Origin of the sequence: Galbitalea soli, assembly GCF_010686725.1 — a bacterium.
Lineage (GTDB): Bacteria > Actinomycetota > Actinomycetes > Actinomycetales > Microbacteriaceae > Galbitalea > Galbitalea soli.
Genome location: NZ_JAAGWZ010000002.1, coordinates 420939 through 435957, shown reverse-complemented (window position 1 = coordinate 435957; position 15019 = coordinate 420939). Strand labels below are relative to the sequence as shown.

General features: G+C 71.1%; 14 protein-coding genes. 8 read left to right on the top strand and 6 right to left on the bottom strand.

Features of this window, described 5'->3' with window-relative positions; all coding sequences use genetic code 11:
- Both G3T37_RS08210 and G3T37_RS08205 read right to left on the bottom strand, forming a co-directional pair.
- Entirely contained in the window at positions 1-972 is a 972-nt protein-coding gene (locus G3T37_RS08210) for a GDP-mannose 4,6-dehydratase (RefSeq protein ID WP_163473009.1), read from the bottom strand.
- The gene (locus G3T37_RS08205) at positions 969-1943 is read right to left on the bottom strand and encodes a GDP-mannose 4,6-dehydratase (RefSeq protein ID WP_163473008.1); all 975 of its coding nucleotides are present in this window, start codon (positions 1941-1943) and stop codon (positions 969-971) included. Before G3T37_RS08205 ends, G3T37_RS08210 begins: the two co-directional genes overlap by 4 nt.
- Before the next feature lie 100 nt (positions 1944-2043).
- Here G3T37_RS08205 and G3T37_RS08200 point away from each other — a divergent pair, with 100 nt between their 5' ends.
- From G3T37_RS08200 to G3T37_RS08185, 4 genes are all read left to right on the top strand, one after another.
- Entirely contained in the window at positions 2044-3186 is a 1143-nt protein-coding gene (locus G3T37_RS08200; RefSeq protein WP_163473007.1) for a glycosyltransferase family 4 protein, read from the top strand.
- Positions 3187-3188: 2 nt separating this feature from the next.
- Positions 3189-4043 (top strand): glycosyltransferase, encoded by an 855-nt coding sequence (locus G3T37_RS08195; protein WP_163473006.1) that lies wholly within the window; start codon positions 3189-3191, stop codon positions 4041-4043.
- A 111-nt stretch (positions 4044-4154) separates the two neighbouring features.
- Entirely contained in the window at positions 4155-5102 is a 948-nt protein-coding gene (locus G3T37_RS08190; RefSeq protein WP_163473005.1) for a lysylphosphatidylglycerol synthase domain-containing protein, read from the top strand.
- Between the two features lie 33 nt (positions 5103-5135).
- Positions 5136-6422, top strand: coding sequence for a CDP-glycerol glycerophosphotransferase family protein (locus G3T37_RS08185; RefSeq protein ID WP_163473004.1), 1287 nt, complete (start codon positions 5136-5138; stop codon positions 6420-6422).
- Here G3T37_RS08185 and G3T37_RS15290 read toward each other — a convergent pair.
- The gene (locus G3T37_RS15290) at positions 6400-7605 is read right to left on the bottom strand and encodes a glycosyltransferase (protein ID WP_163473003.1); all 1206 of its coding nucleotides are present in this window, start codon (positions 7603-7605) and stop codon (positions 6400-6402) included. The two genes, G3T37_RS08185 and G3T37_RS15290, sit on opposite strands and share 23 nt — an antisense overlap.
- A gap of 187 nt (positions 7606-7792) precedes the next feature.
- On the opposite strand from G3T37_RS15290, the gene G3T37_RS08175 reads away from it, so the two are divergent.
- On the top strand, positions 7793-9247 hold the full coding sequence (locus G3T37_RS08175) for an FAD-dependent oxidoreductase (RefSeq protein WP_163473002.1): 1455 nt from the start codon (positions 7793-7795) through the stop codon (positions 9245-9247).
- Between the two features lie 3 nt (positions 9248-9250).
- Here G3T37_RS08175 and G3T37_RS08170 read toward each other — a convergent pair whose 3' ends face one another.
- Genes G3T37_RS08170 through G3T37_RS08160 form a run of 3 tightly spaced genes read right to left on the bottom strand, consistent with a single transcriptional unit; the run spans position 9251 to position 11985 of the window.
- Complete coding sequence (locus G3T37_RS08170; protein WP_163473001.1) at positions 9251-10480, bottom strand: polysaccharide pyruvyl transferase family protein; 1230 nt, start codon at positions 10478-10480, stop codon at positions 9251-9253.
- Positions 10481-10511: 31 nt separating this feature from the next.
- Positions 10512-11375 (bottom strand): glucose-1-phosphate thymidylyltransferase RfbA, encoded by an 864-nt coding sequence (gene rfbA, locus G3T37_RS08165; protein ID WP_163473000.1) that lies wholly within the window; start codon positions 11373-11375, stop codon positions 10512-10514.
- Between the two features lie 4 nt (positions 11376-11379).
- The gene (locus tag G3T37_RS08160; protein ID WP_163472999.1) at positions 11380-11985 is read right to left on the bottom strand and encodes a dTDP-4-dehydrorhamnose 3,5-epimerase family protein; all 606 of its coding nucleotides are present in this window, start codon (positions 11983-11985) and stop codon (positions 11380-11382) included.
- A gap of 57 nt (positions 11986-12042) precedes the next feature.
- Between G3T37_RS08160 and rfbB the strand changes: the two genes are divergently transcribed.
- The 3 genes from rfbB to G3T37_RS08145 are packed head-to-tail and all read left to right on the top strand — an operon-like array spanning position 12043 to position 15010.
- Positions 12043-13029: a dTDP-glucose 4,6-dehydratase gene (gene rfbB, locus G3T37_RS08155; protein ID WP_163472998.1), complete on the top strand. Its 987-nt coding sequence runs from the start codon at positions 12043-12045 to the stop codon at positions 13027-13029.
- Complete coding sequence (gene rfbD, locus G3T37_RS08150) at positions 13029-13880, top strand: dTDP-4-dehydrorhamnose reductase (RefSeq protein ID WP_163472997.1); 852 nt, start codon at positions 13029-13031, stop codon at positions 13878-13880. The genes rfbB and rfbD overlap by 1 nt, the downstream gene beginning before the upstream one ends.
- Positions 13877-15010: a glycosyltransferase family 4 protein gene (locus G3T37_RS08145; RefSeq protein WP_163472996.1), complete on the top strand. Its 1134-nt coding sequence runs from the start codon at positions 13877-13879 to the stop codon at positions 15008-15010. The genes rfbD and G3T37_RS08145 overlap by 4 nt, the downstream gene beginning before the upstream one ends.
- The last annotated feature ends 9 nt before the right edge of the window (positions 15011-15019 follow it).

The following is a 15019-nucleotide window of genomic DNA, read 5'->3' as shown; positions in this document are numbered from 1 at the left end:
TCAGTCGGCCTGGGCGGCGATCAGCGCCACGTCATTCTCGACCATGCGCCTCACGATTTCGTCAAAGCGCACCCGGGGCTCCCAGCCCAGCACCTCACGGGCCCGACGCGCGTCGCCGAGTTGGGTGGGCGCGTCCTGCGGGCGCATGAAGCGCGGATCCTGCACAACGAGGCCGCTCCACTCCGCGATGCCGACCGCGGCGAAGGCGGCGCCGACGAAGTCGCGAACGGTGTGCCGCTCTCCGGTCGCGATGATGTAGTCACCGGGATGCCCGGCCGCCCGCACGAGCGCGTCCGCGTAGTCGGGCGCCCACCCCCAGTCGCGCTCGGCATCGAGGTTGCCGAGAACGAGGGCGTCGTCGAGACCGGCCGCGATGCGGGCCACACCCCGCGTGATCTTGCGGGTCACGAAGGTCACCGGCCTGCGCGGCGACTCGTGGTTGTACAGAATGCAACTCGACGCCGGAACACCGGCGGCGCGGTACACGCCCACCAGGTGATGCGCGTAGGCCTTCGCCGCGCCGTAGGGATTGACGGGTGCGATCGGCGTCGACTCCGTTTGGGGAACCTGCGCCGCGTTTCCGAACATCTCGGCCGTGGAGGCCTGCACGACAGCCACGGGCTCGCCGCGCCGACGCCCCAGGTCCCGCGCGGCCTGCAGCAGGGTTCCCACGCGCAGGCCGTTGATGAGGCCGACCGCGTCGGGATCGTCCCACGACGCCGCCACCGAGGTGAGACCGCCGAGGTTGTAGATGGTGTCCGGCTCGACCTCGTCGACGAGGCGACGGAGGCCGTCGGCGGAGGCGAGGTCGCCGGTGTGGAGGAGCGCCTGCGGCGAGCGCTCGCGAAAACTGGGCTCGAGGTCATCCGCATCGCGCACGAGGCCGTGCACCCGCACCCCGGCGGCCAGCAGCTGCTCGCAGAGGTAACTACCGGTCTGGCCGGTGATTCCGGTGATGAGTGCGGTGGTCACGCCTGGAGTCGGGCGAGGTCGGCGTCCACCATCATCGCGACGAGCTCGGGAAAGCTCACCGTGGGGCTCCAGCCCAGGGTCTCTCGCGCCTTCGTCGCGTCGCCGACCAGCAGATCGACCTCGGCGGGCCGGAAGAACGCCGGGTTCTGCTCGACGTGCTTCTCCCAGTCGGAGATTCCGACGTGGTTGAACGCGACGTCAAGGTACTCGCGCACCTCGTGGGTCTCGCCGGTCGAGATCACGTAGTCGTCGCCCGTCGGCTGCTGCAGCATCCGCCACATCGCGTCGACGTAGTCGCCGGCGAAGCCCCAGTCGCGCTTGGCGTCGAGGTTGCCGAGCGACACCGTCTTCTGCTGCCCGAGCGCGATCTTCGCGACCGCCATAGAGATCTTCCGGGTGACGAACTCCGGGCCGCGCATCGGCGACTCGTGGTTGAACAGCACCCCGCTCGACGCGTGCATGCCGTACGACTCGCGATAGTTGATGGTCATGTAGTGGCCGAAGACCTTGGCGACGCCATAGGGCGAGCGCGGCCAGAGCAGCGTGCTCTCGCTCTGCGGAACCTCCTGCACCTTGCCGAACATCTCGGAGCTGGACGCCTGGTAGAACCGCACCTTGGAGATGTCGTCGCCCGCGTGGATCCGCGTCGCCTCGAGCGCGTTGAGAACGCCTTTCGCCGTCACGTCCGTCGTGAGCGACGCGTTCTCCCAGGAGTAGGCGACGAAGGAGATCGCGCCGAGGTTGTAGAACTCGTCGGGCTGGGCGGCGGCGAGCGCGCGGATGAGGCTGGAGGTGTCCATCAGGTCGCCCGTCAGGATCTTCACCTCGGGAAGCTCCTCCCGCAGGAAGTCGATCTTCGGGTTGTTCTGGCCTCGCACGAGACCGAACACCTCGTAGCCCTTGCTGAGAAGGAGCTTGCTCAGGTAGTACCCGTCTTGGCCGGTGATCCCGGTAACGAAAGCGCGTGGCATCCGACCATTCTTTCTGTTCGACAACGGGACCACCCTACCGAAAGGCTTAAGCTCTAATGATTGCCTGCGCCCAGACCGATCCGTCCCGTGAGAGTGACCGTTGAGCCAACACCCCCACATTCTCGTGGACGCCACGGCGATACCCTCCAACCGCGGCGGTGTGGGTCGCTACCTCGAGTACCTGCTCCCCGCCCTCGACGCCGTCGGCGCCCGGATGACCGTCGTCGTGAAGTCGCCCGACGCCGAGTGGGTGCGCCTCGGCGCCCCGCACGCCGAGGTCGTCGTCTCGGAGGCCGCCGGTCGATCGCGCGCCCGTCGGCTCGCCTGGGAGCAGTGGGGACTCCCCCGGCTCGCGCGGCGCCACCGCGCCGATGTGGTGTTCTCGCCGCACTACACGATGCCCGTGCTGTCGCCCGTGCCCGTCGTGGTCACCCTGCACGACGCGACATTCTTCTCGCACCCCGAACTGCACGGCCGGCTGAAGCGCGCCTTCTTCCGGCTCTGGACCCGCTACTCGCTGCGGCGCGCGGCGGCGACGATCGTGCCCAGCGCGGCGACACGCGACGAGGAGGTCGCGCACGCGCACGCGCGCCCGGAATCGGTCACCGTGGCCTACCACGGCGTCGACACCGCGCGCTTCCACCCGCCGACCGCGGAGCAGGTGGCGGATGCCCGGCGCCTGCTCGGCGGTGCGAGCGAGTGGATCGCCTTTCTCGGCACCCTCGAGCCGCGCAAGAATGTGGCAAACCTCGTGCGCGCCTTCGACCTCCTCGCCGCGCACCGGCCCGGGCTCGCGCTCGCGCTCGCGGGCGGACGGGGCTGGGACACCGAGCTGGACGGCGTGATCGCGGCGGCGAGCGCGCGGGCGCGCATCCACTCGCTCGGATTCGTCGACGACGGTGTGCTGCCCGGGCTGCTGGGCGGGGCGGTCGCGGTCGCCTACCCGAGTCTCGGGGAGGGCTTCGGTCTGCCCGTGCTGGAGGCGATGGCGTGCGGCGCACCCGTCGTCACCACGCGTCTGCTCGCGCTGCCCGAGGTGGGCGGCGAGGCGGCCCTCTACTCCGAGCCCGACGCGGGCTCCCTCGCCGCCGCCCTCGCCACGCTCGTCGACGACCCCGCCGAACGCGCGCGTCGCAGCGCCCTCGGGGTCACGCAGGCGGCACGGTTCAGCTGGGCCGACTCCGCGCGCACCCACCTCGCCGTCTTCACCGCCGCGGCGGTCCGCCCCCGACGGGCGGCCTGACCGTGGCCCGCATCGCCGCGCTCGTGGTGGCCTACTTCTCGGCCGACGACGTGCGCGAGCTCGCGGCCAATCTGGCCGCTCCCGAGATCACCGGCCCCCACCACGTCGACGTCTACGTGATCGACAACAGCGAGGACGCCGCGGAGCTCGATCGACTGCGCGCGGTCGCCGGTGTCGCCCGCCTCGAACCCAGCCGGGGCAACGTCGGCTACGGCGCGGGCATGAACGCGCTCGCGGAGGCGCTCGACGAACCGTACGACTGGATCATGATCTGCAACCCCGACATCCGCTTCGAGGCCGGCAGCATTGACGCGCTCGTGCGAGCGACGGATGCCCACCCCGACGCCGCGCTCTGGGGCCCCCGCCTGGTCGGCGACGACGGTCTCGTCTACCCCTCGGCCCGCGCCTTCCCCTCCATCCGCACGGGGGTGGGGCACGCGCTCTTCGCCAACATCTGGCGCACCAACCCGTGGACCCTGCGGTACCACCAGAGCCGTGACCTGAGCCCGAGCGAGGACTCGGTCGTGGACTGGGTGTCGGGGGCCTGCATGCTCGTGCGGCCGGAGGCGTTCCGCGCGGTCGGCGGCTTCGACGACAGCTACTTCATGTACTTCGAGGACGTCGACCTCGCCTGGCGCCTGGCCGCGCGGGGCTGGCGCGCCGTCTACGTGCCCCGCGCGCACATCCTGCACAGCGGGGCGAAGTCGACGAGCCGTCAGGCGAGCTACATGCGCCAGATCCACCACCAGAGCGCGCAGCGCTACCTGTCGCGCAAGTACGCGGGTTGGCACCTCGCGCCCGTGCGGCTCGTGCTGCGTATCGGGCTGTGGTTCCGCCGGGAGTTCCTGCACCGCTGAGTGCGCGGTGCGTCGGGCGGCGATCCCGGATGCCCGGCTAGACTTCCGAAACGAGCGGGGGCGATCCGCGCGACGCCGTGCCGCCCCCGAGATCGACATCGAACGGACCCCGTGACCACGAGACCCTGGCTGCGCCCCGCCATCACGGCGGTGTTCTACGTGCTCCTCGTCGGCTTCCTCGGCTACTACCTCATCTTCCAGGTGCCGTGGGGTCAGCTCAGCCGGCTCGCGTTCACTCCCGTCTGGTTGCTCGGCGCGCTCGTGCTCGCCCTGGCGTTCCGCTACTGGCAGACCTTCATCTGGATCACGGTGCTGCGGGGCCTCGGCGCGCGGGGCGTGCGCATGGACGCCGAGTTGACCTACGTCTACGCCAAGTCCTGGATGGGCCGGTACATCCCGGGCACCGCGCCGTGGATCCTCGGCAAGATCTACTTCGCCTCGCAGCACGGGGTGTCGAAGACGAAGCTCGGCGTCGGCTCGCTGCTGGAGGCCGCGATCCAGATCGCGGTGCTGCTCTCGACCTCGTCGATCATGCTGTTCCTCGACCCACGGCTGAACGTGCCGCGCTACGAGTGGCTGCGTCCCGCGATGATCGCGGTGGTCGTGCTGTGCGCGGTCGCGCTCATCCCGCGCGTCTTCAACTGGTGCATGGCGCTCGCCTTCCGCATTCTGCGCCGCCCCGCGCTCGCCCGCGAGAACTACGCGAACGCCCGCACGATCCTCACCGCGACCGCGCAGTACGTCGTGGGTGCGTTCCTCAGCGGGGGCTCGCTCTTCTTCATCCTGAAGTCGCTGTATCCGAGCCTGGCCTTCTCCGACGCGTTCTTCGTCATCGCCTCCGGCAACCTTGCGGGCGCGGCGAGCATGCTCGTGGTGATCGCCCCGAGCGGCGTGGGCGTGCGGGAGGGCATCCAGTTCGCCCTGCTGGCCGTCGTCATGCCCGTGGCCATCGCCGCGATCGCCGTCATCGTCACCCGACTCTGGGGCATCGCGATGGACCTGCTGTTCTTCGGGGCGGGGCGGATCGCGCTGACGATTTCTCGTCGCCGCGCGCGCTAGCCTTGAGGGGCGCCCCGACCGGCGCCCACGCCCATGAAAATCGACCGCACGAATCCCCGCCACTGGGCGTATCTCGCCTCCAGCGGCATCACGGTGCTCGCGGCCGGGGCGCTGCGACCGCTCCTCCGGCGCGCCGAGGGGCGATCGTGGGCCCAGAGGCCGGGGCGGCGGCTCGCTCCCGAGGTCGTGCTCTACGGCCACAGCTACAACGGCAACCTGAGCGCGTTCGTCGACCACTGCCGCACCGCGCACCCGGGCGCCCTCCGCTTCTCCTTCGCGAGCCTCGAGGACGAACCCACCGAGTTGCCGCCGGATGTCCGTCCCCTCGTCTTCCGCCGCCTCTCGAGCGCCGCCCGCCTCGCCCGCGTCGCCGCGGTCATCACCGATCGGGACGCGCCGACGCTATCGCTCCTCGCTCGGTGGTCGGACATCCCCTTCGTGGACGTGTGGCACGGCATCCCGTTCAAGGGCTTCACCCCCGCGACCTTCACGGGGCTGCGCGACTACGCGGAGGTGTGGGTGAGCTCGCCGGAGCTCGCGCGGCTGTACGTCGAGCGCTTCGGATTCCGGCCCGAGATCGTTCATCCCACCGGCTACGCCCGCGTCGACGCTCTCGCGACCGGGCGATTCGACGCCGCCGCGATCCGGCAGCGGCTCGGCATCGGCGCGGACGCGGGACGGATCGTGCTGCTCGCGCCCACCTGGAAGCAGGACGACGCGGAGCGCAGCATCATCCCGTTCGGGGTCACCGCGGACGAGTTCTTCGACCAGCTGGAGGCGCTCGGTCGCGAGACGGACAGCCTCGTCGTGTTCCGGGCGCACCTGCACGCCGGGGAGGCCGAGGAGTTCGCCTCGCGGCCGCACGTGCGCGTGATGTCGAATCGGCAGTACCCCAACGCAGAGGAGTTCCTCGCGATCGCGGATGTGCTCGTCACCGACTGGTCGTCGCTCGCCTTCGACGCCCTGCCCCTGCGCCGGCCGATCGTCTTCCTCGACGTGGAGCCGCCGTTCCGCGACGGCTTCTCGCTCGGCCCCGAGCACCGGGTCGGAGCGATCGTCGTCAGCGTGCCCGCGCTCGTCGCCGCCATCCGGGCGGCACTCGCCGACCCGGGGGCCGCGGTCGCCCGCGTGAGCGACGCTCTCGCCCGCACGCTCGCCGTCGCCTACGGCGACACCCTCGACGGCGGCGCTGCGGAGCGGCAGTATCAGCGACTGCGCACCCTCATCGACAGCGGGCAGAGCGGACCCGACAGTGGGAACCGTGGCCGCCGCGGGGACGGGCGCGCACGGCGGTCGCTCAGCGCGGGTCGAGCTCGCTGAACAGCTGCGCGTAGCGGTGCGCGATCGGCGGCCACGCGAAGTTCGCCCGCACGTGCGCACGGGCCGCCTCGCCGAGGCGCATCGCGAACTCCGGTCGCGCGAGCAGCTCGGCGAGGCGATCCGCGATCTCCGCGGGTGACCCCTCGTCGACGATGAGACCGGTCTCGCGGTCGCGGACGATGTCGGTCGTGCCGCCCGCCCGGGTCGTGATCACCGGCAGCCGCGCCGCGGACGCCTCGATGAAGACGACACCGAGCGCCTCGACCCAACCGGAGGCGGTCTGCACCGAGGGCCCGACGAACGCCGTGGCCCAGCGGTACTGCTCGACCACGTCGTCGCTCGAGACCCAGCCGAGCACCCGCACGGCGTCGCCGATCCCCGCCGCCCGCACCCGCCGCTCGATCTCCTCGCGCTGCGGACCGCTCCCGACGAACCGCGCCTCGATCGGCACACCGCGACGGTGCAGCAGGATGATCGCCTCCACGACATCGAGAGGGCCCTTCTCCTCCACGAGTCGCCCCACGAACAGCACCCTCAGGGCGTCGAGCGGGGGCCGCTCGCCCACGTCGAACCGCTCGACATCGACGCCCATCGGGGTCGTCAGGAACGCGCCACGGGGGTCGATCTCGAGGGCCCGGGCGAGCGTCGCGCTGCTGTTGACGACGACTCGCGCCGCCCGCCGCATCGCGAAGCGCTTGAGCGCGACCGTCAGCGCGTTGTTGAAGGTGAAGACATCGCCGCCGTGAATGGTGAGCACGATCGGAGCGCGCAGGAAGGGCCGCGCGAGCGCGGCGACGACCCCCTGCGGGATGACCCAGTGCGCGTTGACCACGTCCGGACGCAGCCGTCGCGCCACGCGCACGAGGGCGAGGAACTCGGCGATGAGGAAGAACGGCACCAGCAGGTACAGCCGCCGGTCGGCGCGCAGGGTGGGAACGATGCCGCCCCCGCCTGCGAGCCGTTGAAGCGACGCGGGCCAGGCATAGCGGAATCGGTACTCGTCGTAGTGCTCGTGCCGGGTCAGCCCGGGCGGTCCCGCGAGGGGATCGTGCGGCGCGAGCACCGTCACGCGGAGAAAGGGATCCGCCGCCACGGCCTGCACGACGAGCTCGCGCACGAAGCCGGGGACCGGGTCGCGATCGCTCGCCGGGAAGGTCGAGGCCACGACGAGCACGTGGGTCACGAGGCCACCCGCCTCGAGTCATCCGAGCGCGGGAGCGGCACGGGAAGATGCGACATGGGCTCCGACAGTCTCGTCCACGGTGGCTTGGGGTGCGCGAACTCGAACGACCCTACCAGCCGCCCCTGCGCCGGACGGGGCTGTGAATCCTGAGAAAAGTCGCACATTAGACTGCCCCCATGGGGGCATCGTGACGGCGACCGACGTGGTCGTCGTGGGGGCGGGACCGAACGGTCTCGCCGCCGCCGTGACGGCCGCGCGCGCGGGCCTCCGGGTCGAGCTGTTCGAGCTCGACGAGCACATCGGGGGTGGCGCGAGGAGCGCGGAGCTGACGCTGCCCGGCTTCGTGCACGACGTGTGCTCGGCCGTGCATCCGATGGCCTTCGCCTCTCCGTTCTTCCGCGCCTTCGAACTCGAACGACGGGTGGAGTTCGTCACCCCCGAGATCTCCTACGCCCAGCCCCTCGCGGGTGGACGCGCCGCGCTGGCCTACCACGATCTGGAGCGGACGGCCGAGGCGCTCGGCCCGGACGGCGCCGCGTGGACAGCGCTCCTCGGCCCGCTCTCGCGCCGCATGGACGAGCTCATGGAGTTCACCGGGAACGCGCTGCTGCGGCTCCCGCGTCATCCCCTCGTCGCGCTCGGCTTCGGGATGCGTGTGCTCGATCAGGGTTCGCCGCTGTGGAACACGCGGTTCCGGGGCGACGCCGCACCCGCCCTCCTCGCCGGCACCGCGGCCCACGCGATCGGGCGGATGCCCGGCCTCGCGACCTCGGGCGCCGGCCTCCTGCTCGCCGCCCAGGCCCACGCGCGGGGCTGGCCGATCCCGGTCGGCGGCACCCAGCGCATCGCGGACGCCCTCGCGGCCGACCTTCTCGCGCACGGCGGACGCATCACGACCGGTCGGCACATCCGCTCGCTCGCGGAACTTCCCCGCGCCAGCGCGGTCATCCTCGACGTCACCCCGCGCGCCTTCCTCAGCATAGCGGGCGACGCCGTGCCGGCCCGCTACGCCGCCGCCCTGCGCCGGTTCCGCTACGGCAACGCCGTCGCGAAGGTCGACTTCGCCCTCTCCGGCGCCGTGCCGTGGGCGAACGCCGAGACCGCGCGGGCCGGCACCGTGCACCTGGGCGGGAGCCGGGCGCAGACGGCGGCGGCCGAGGCCCAGGTGGCCGCTGGGCGCCACGCCGAGCATCCCTTCGTGCTCGTGGCGCAGCCGAGCACCGTCGATTCCTCCCGGGCGCCGAACGGTCAGCACGCCCTGTGGAGTTACGCGCACGTGCCCGCCGGGTCGACCATCGACCCCACCGAGGCCGTCACCGCGCGGATCGAGGAGTTCGCGCCGGGCTTCCGCGACGTCGTGCTCGCGAGCTCCGCGCGCAGCGCCGTCGAGCTGGAGGAGCACAACCCCAACTACATCGGCGGCGACATCGCGGGTGGGGCGGTCACGCTCGGCCAGCTCCTGCGGCGCCCCGTCGCCCGCCGCGACCCCTGGCGCACCCCGGTGGAGGGCGTCTACCTCTGCTCCTCGTCGACCCCACCGGGGCCCGGGGTGCACGGACTCGGCGGCTGGCACGCGGCTCGCAGTGCGCTGCGGCACGAGTTCGGAATCCGCACCGCGCCGCGACTCGGCGTGGACGACTGACCGCTACCGGGCGGTGACGCCCGCGACGTCGAGCGCGGAGCGGAAGTCGGCCACGAGGCGCGTCGACATGCCCTCGATCGCCGTCGCGATCTCGGCCTTCACCTCGGCCGACTCGCCGACCAGGGAGTCGAGTCGCTCCTCGAGCACCGCGAGGGCGTCGTCGTCGAGGACCGAGGCGATCGGAGCGCTGTAGCGCTGCAGACCGAGCTGCTCGAAGTAGAGGCGGCCCTTGTCGACGTAGTAGAGCACGAAGGAGGGCACGCCCGCCATGGTGGCGAGGATCGCCGAGTGCAGTCGCGAGGCGACGAAGAACCGCGTGGCGCCGATCACGCCGGCGTAGTCGGCCGGACTGAGGCCGTCGGCGGCGACGATGCGGGTGCGGTCGGCGTGGGTCATGAGCGCGACCACCTCGGCGGCGAAGGCCGCATCCCCCTCGGAGGCCTCGAGGTGCATGGGGAAGAAGGTGGCATCGAGGTCGTGGCGCTCGATCAGCTCGTCGGCGAGCCGGGCCACCGTGGTCTTGTAGCGCGCGAGCCGGGCATCCGCTGCGGGGTCGGGCGTGCTGCGCTTGAACCGGTTGGGCAGCCACCCGCCGTGCCGGTAGTGGAACCAGCGCCGCAGACCGAGGCCGAAGGAGGCGCGCAACTGCTCGGGCGTGACGCCCGCTTCGGAGAGGCGCTGCTGGGCGATCTGCTCCACGGGCGTCGCCCGGCCCATGACGGCGGGGTCGAAAGAGGCGATCACGGGGGTTCGGGTGCCCCAGGCCTCGAGCTTCTGCTGCGACTCGGCGTCACGCACGAGGAACACGCGGCAGAGCTCGGCACAGGCGCGGATCATCCGCTGGCTGCTGCGCGCCGAGGTCGGCCCGATGCCCTGGAAGGCCCCGATGAGAGTGCGGTTCGCCAGCCGCACGAGCGTCATTTTGATGAGCCAGTAGACCAGACCCAGACGGTTGGTGTAGTCCTTCAGGATCTCCCCACCGCCCCACAGCACGAGGTCGCTGCGCCGGGCGAGGCGGAGGAGCGCCCACCAATGCAGGAGGTTGGTGCTGTACGGCGACTGCTTGAGGAAATTGATGCCGTACCACTCGGCGTCCCGGGCGTCGTAGGGCGAGAGCGACCAGATCTCGGCGTCGGGGAACTCCCGGCGGACGATGTCGATCAGCCCGACGAGAATGGCCCGGTCGCCCCGGTTCTCGGGCGAGTCGCTGTTGTGGATGAGAATGCGGACCATGTGGCTGGCCTCCAGGATGCTGGTCGGTCGGTCAGGCGCGAAGCAGGGCGAGCAGGTACTCGCCGTAGCCGCTCTTGGTGAGGGGCGTCGCGAGGGCGGTGAGTTGCGCGTCGTCGATCCAGCCGTTCGACCAGGCGACCTCCTCGATGCAGCCGATCTTGTATCCCTGGCGGGCCTCGATCACGCGCACGAACTCGGTCGCCTGCACCATCGAGTCGAAGGTTCCGGTGTCGAGCCAGGCGGTGCCGCGATCGAGCACGTCGACGCGCAGCTCCCCGCGCGCCAGATAGGCCGCGTTCACGTCGCTGATCTCATACTCGCCGCGCGGGCTCGGCGCGATGGTGCGGGCGATCTCGACCACGCTGTTGTCGTAGAAGTAGAGCCCCGGAACCACGTAGTTGCTCTTCGGCTGCGCGGGCTTCTCCTCGATGCTGAGCACCGTGCCGTCCGGCGCGAACTCGACCACGCCGTACGCGGAGGGGTTGGACACCTGGTAGGCGAAGATGAGGGCGCCCTCCACCTCGGTGTGCTTCGCCAGATTGGCGCCGAGCTGCGCGCCGAAGAAGATGTTGTCGCCCAGCACGAGAGCGACCGCGTCGTCACCGATGAAGTCGGCGCCGATCACGAAGGCCTGAGCCAGGCCGTTCGGAACCTCCTGGGTCGCGTAGGAGAGCTCGATGCCGAGCTCCGCCCCGTCGCCCAGCAGGCGCTCGAAGGCATCGCGATGGTCGGGGGTCGTGATGATCAGCACCTCGCGGATGCCCGCGGCCAGGAGCGTGGCGAGGGGGTAGTAGATCATCGGCTTGTCGTAGATCGGCATCAGCTGCTTGGAGATGCCCTTGGTGATCGGGTGCAGCCGCGTTCCGGAGCCGCCGGCCAGGATGATTCCCTTCACCTCGTCACTCCCCCGCCAGCGCCGCGTAGTGCGCGCGGCAGACCTCGTAGTCGGGAAGCAGGCCGGAGTCACGCGCCTCGCTGAGCGAGGGAGCGGAGGTGTCGCGCGGTGACAGCAGCAGAGCATCCGCCGCGAACGGCAGTTCTAGCGCGATGTCGGCATCGAGCGGCGAGACCGTGTGCTCCTTGCCGGGTCGATACACGTCGTTCGTGAGATAGCTCACCGCTGCCTGGTCGCTCGTCGCGACGAACAGGTGGCCGAGGCCCTCGGCGATGAACACGGCGCCGCGGGTCACATCGTCGAGCTCGACCGCGACCCATTGGCCGAAGGTGGGCGAACCCACGCGGATATCGATGATGTAGTCCGTGATGGAGCCCGAGGTGACGGTGACGTACTTCGCCTGACCGGCCGGCACGTCAGCGAAATGGATGCCGCGTACCACGCCCTTCGACGAGATCGATCGGTTGCCCTGCACGGGGGTGAACGGTCGGCCGATGGCCTCGGCGAGGAGGTCGCCGCGGAAGAATTCGAGGAAGGTGCCGCGGTCGTCGCCGTGCTGCACGGGAGAGATCGAGTACGCGCCGTCGATCGAGAGAGGAGTTATCTGCACCAGTCGAGTGTACTGACTGCTCAAAATGGCCCCAGAGGCCCCGGTAAACTCGTGCGCATGAAGATCCTGGTCACCGGCGGCGCCGGATTCATCGGTTCGAATTTCGTGCGCCACACCCTCGGTGACGACTACCCGGCGCTCGCCGGGGCGGAGGTCGTCGTGCTCGACGCCCTCACCTACTCGGGCAATCTGGCGAATCTCGCGCCCGTCGCCGACTCCCCCCGCTACTCCTTCGAGCACGCCGGCATCGCCGATGCAGAGGTGCTCGACCGCCTGCTGCCCGGCGTCGACGCGATCGTGCACTTCGCCGCAGAGTCGCACGTCGACCGCTCCGTGCGCGACGCCTCGCCCTTCGTCATCACCAACGTGCTGGGAACCCAGGTGCTGCTCGACGCGGCGGTGCGCCACGGCGTCGCCCGGGTCGTGCACGTCTCCACCGACGAGGTCTACGGCTCCATCGACGAGGGCTCGTGGAAGGAGGATCACATCCTCGAGCCCAACTCGCCGTACGCCGCGTCGAAGGCGGCCAGCGATCTCATCGCGCGGTCGTACCACCAGACCCACGGGCTCAACATCTCCATCACGCGCTGCTCCAACAACTACGGCCCGTACCACTTCCCCGAGAAGGTGATCCCGCTCTTCGTCACCAACCTGCTCGACGGCCTGCACGTGCCGCTGTACGGCGACGGCGGCAACGTGCGCGACTGGCTGCATGTGGATGACCACTGCGCCGGCATCGCCCTCGTACTGTCGGGCGGCCGCGGTGGCGAGATCTACAACATCGGCGGCGGCACCGAGCTCTCCAACCGCGAACTGACGTCGCTCCTGCTCGAGGCCACCGGTCGCGACGAGAGCTTCATCGACCGGGTCGCCGACCGCCTCGGCCACGACCGCCGCTACTCCGTCGACCACGGAAAGATCAGCGCCGAGCTGGGCTACCAGCCGCGGGTTCCGTTCGAGAAGGGCCTCGCCGACGTCGTCACCTGGTACCGCGAGAACCGCGCCTGGTGGGAGCCGCTGAAGTCGCGCGCCGCGCTCGACTGATGACGCGCATCCTCATCACCGGCGCCGCCGGCATGCTGGGTCAGGACCTGCAGAAGGCCCTCGCCGGGCACGAGGTGACGCCGCTCTCGCGCGCCGAACTCGACGTGACCGACGCCGCCGCGGTGGATGCCGCGGTCGCCGGGCACGACGTCGTCGTCAACGCGGCCGCGTACACGAGGGTCGACGACGCCGAGAGCCACCAGGCGGAGGCGCTCGCCATCAACGGCACTGCGGCCGGCCTGCTCGCCGAGGCCAGCGCGCGGCACGGGGCCCGGCTCATCCAGCTCTCCACCGACTACGTGTTCGACGGAACCGCCACCGCGCCCTACCCGGAGGACGCGGCCACCGGCCCGATCTCCGTGTACGGCAGCAGCAAGCTCGCGGGCGAGCAGCTGGCCCTCGCCGCGCATCCGGACGGCACCTGGGTGCTCCGCACCGCGTGGCTGTACGGCGCCGGAGGCCCTAACTTCGTCGCCGCCATCCTCGGTCAGGCCGCTAAACGGGAGACCTTCGGGGTCGTCACCGACAGTCAGGGGCAGCCGACCTGGACGGTCGACGTGGCCCGGCAGATCCGTGAGGTGATCGAGCGACGACCAGAGCCGGGCATCTACCACTCCACCAACAGCGGGGTCGCCTCCCGCTACGAGTTCGCCCGTCGGATCCTGGAGCTCGTCGGGCTCGACCCCGACCGCGTCGAGCCCACCCTCACCGGGCCCTCCGATCGTCCGGCGGCACGTCCCGCCTACTCCGTGCTCGGGCACGATCGCTGGGTCGCGGCGGGGATCGAGCCCCTGCGCCCCTGGGACGAGGCGCTCAGCGAGTATCTCGGCGGGGCGGCGAGCGCGTCATGACCGCGCTCCGGGTGATCGTCGACCAGGTGCTCGCGCCGGTGCCCGGGGGCATCGGTCGCTACGCCGAGGAGCTCACCCGGGCCCTGATCGAGACGGCGCCCGACGACGTGACGGTCGAGGGCATCGTGTCGGCGTCGACCGACGCGCAGTACGAGGAGCTCGAGCGGCGCATCCCCGGGCTCGCCCGCCTGTACAAGTCGCCGCTCGCCCGGCGTGAGCTCGCGGCGGCCTGGCAGCACGGCTTCACCCTCCTGCCCGGCAAGGGCATGGTTCACGCGACGAGCGTGCTCGCACCGCTGTACCGGCACGAGCGCGGCACCGGCAATCAGACCGCCGTCACCGTGCACGACGTGGTGCCGTGGACGAACCCCGAGACCCTCACCCCGCGCGGCGTCAGCTGGCACAAGGCGATGGTCGCGAGAGCGTACAAGTACGCGGATGCGGTGGTCGTGCCGACCCACGCCGTCGCCGACGAGCTGGCCGAGTTCTACGACTTCGGTGAGCGCGTGCGGGTGATCGGCGGGGCCGTGAGTGCGCGCCTCGCGCTGCCGATCGACGCGGAGGCGCGGGCGATCGAGCTCGACCTCCCGCCGCGCTACCTGCTGGCCGTCGGCACGCTCGAACCGCGCAAGGGGCTCGAGCCGCTCATCCGCTCGCTCGCGCTCCCGCAGACCGGCGACATCCCGCTCCTCATCGTGGGCCCGGCGGGCTGGGGCGACGTCGACGTGGCCGCCCTCGCCGCCTCCGCGGGTCTCGCGGAGGGGCGCGTGCGCACGCTCGGGCGACTGAGCGACGCCGAGGTCGCCGTCGCCCTCTCGCGGGCGAGCGCCTTCGTGTTCCCCAGCCTGGCGGAGGGCTTCGGCCTGCCGGTGCTCGAGGCGATGAGTCTGGGGGCGCCGGTCATCCACTCGGACTCGCCCGCCGTGCTGGAGGTCGCCGCGGACGCCGGTGTCGTCGTGGCGCGCGACGACGCGGCAGGGTACCCCGAACGCCTGGCCGACGCGATCGCCCGCGTGCTCGACGACGAGGAGCTGGCCGCGCGACTGCGGCTGCAGGGGATCGACCGCTCACACGCGTTCAGCTGGCGCGCGTCGGCCGAGAAGGTCTGGCAGCTGCACGCGGACCTGTAGGCGCGACCG

Excerpts from the sequence above, each read along its gene's own strand:
- G3T37_RS08205 (WP_163473008.1), bottom strand. The coding sequence starts at position 1,943 with ATGCCACGCGCTTTCGTTACCGGGATCACCGGCCAAGACGGGTACTAC.
- G3T37_RS08185 (WP_163473004.1), top strand. The coding sequence starts at position 5,136 with ATGAAAATCGACCGCACGAATCCCCGCCACTGGGCGTATCTCGCCTCC.
- G3T37_RS08170 (WP_163473001.1), bottom strand. The coding sequence starts at position 10,480 with ATGGTCCGCATTCTCATCCACAACAGCGACTCGCCCGAGAACCGGGGC.
- rfbB (WP_163472998.1), top strand. The coding sequence starts at position 12,043 with ATGAAGATCCTGGTCACCGGCGGCGCCGGATTCATCGGTTCGAATTTC.
- rfbD (WP_163472997.1), top strand. The coding sequence starts at position 13,029 with ATGACGCGCATCCTCATCACCGGCGCCGCCGGCATGCTGGGTCAGGAC.
- G3T37_RS08145 (WP_163472996.1), top strand. The coding sequence starts at position 13,877 with ATGACCGCGCTCCGGGTGATCGTCGACCAGGTGCTCGCGCCGGTGCCC.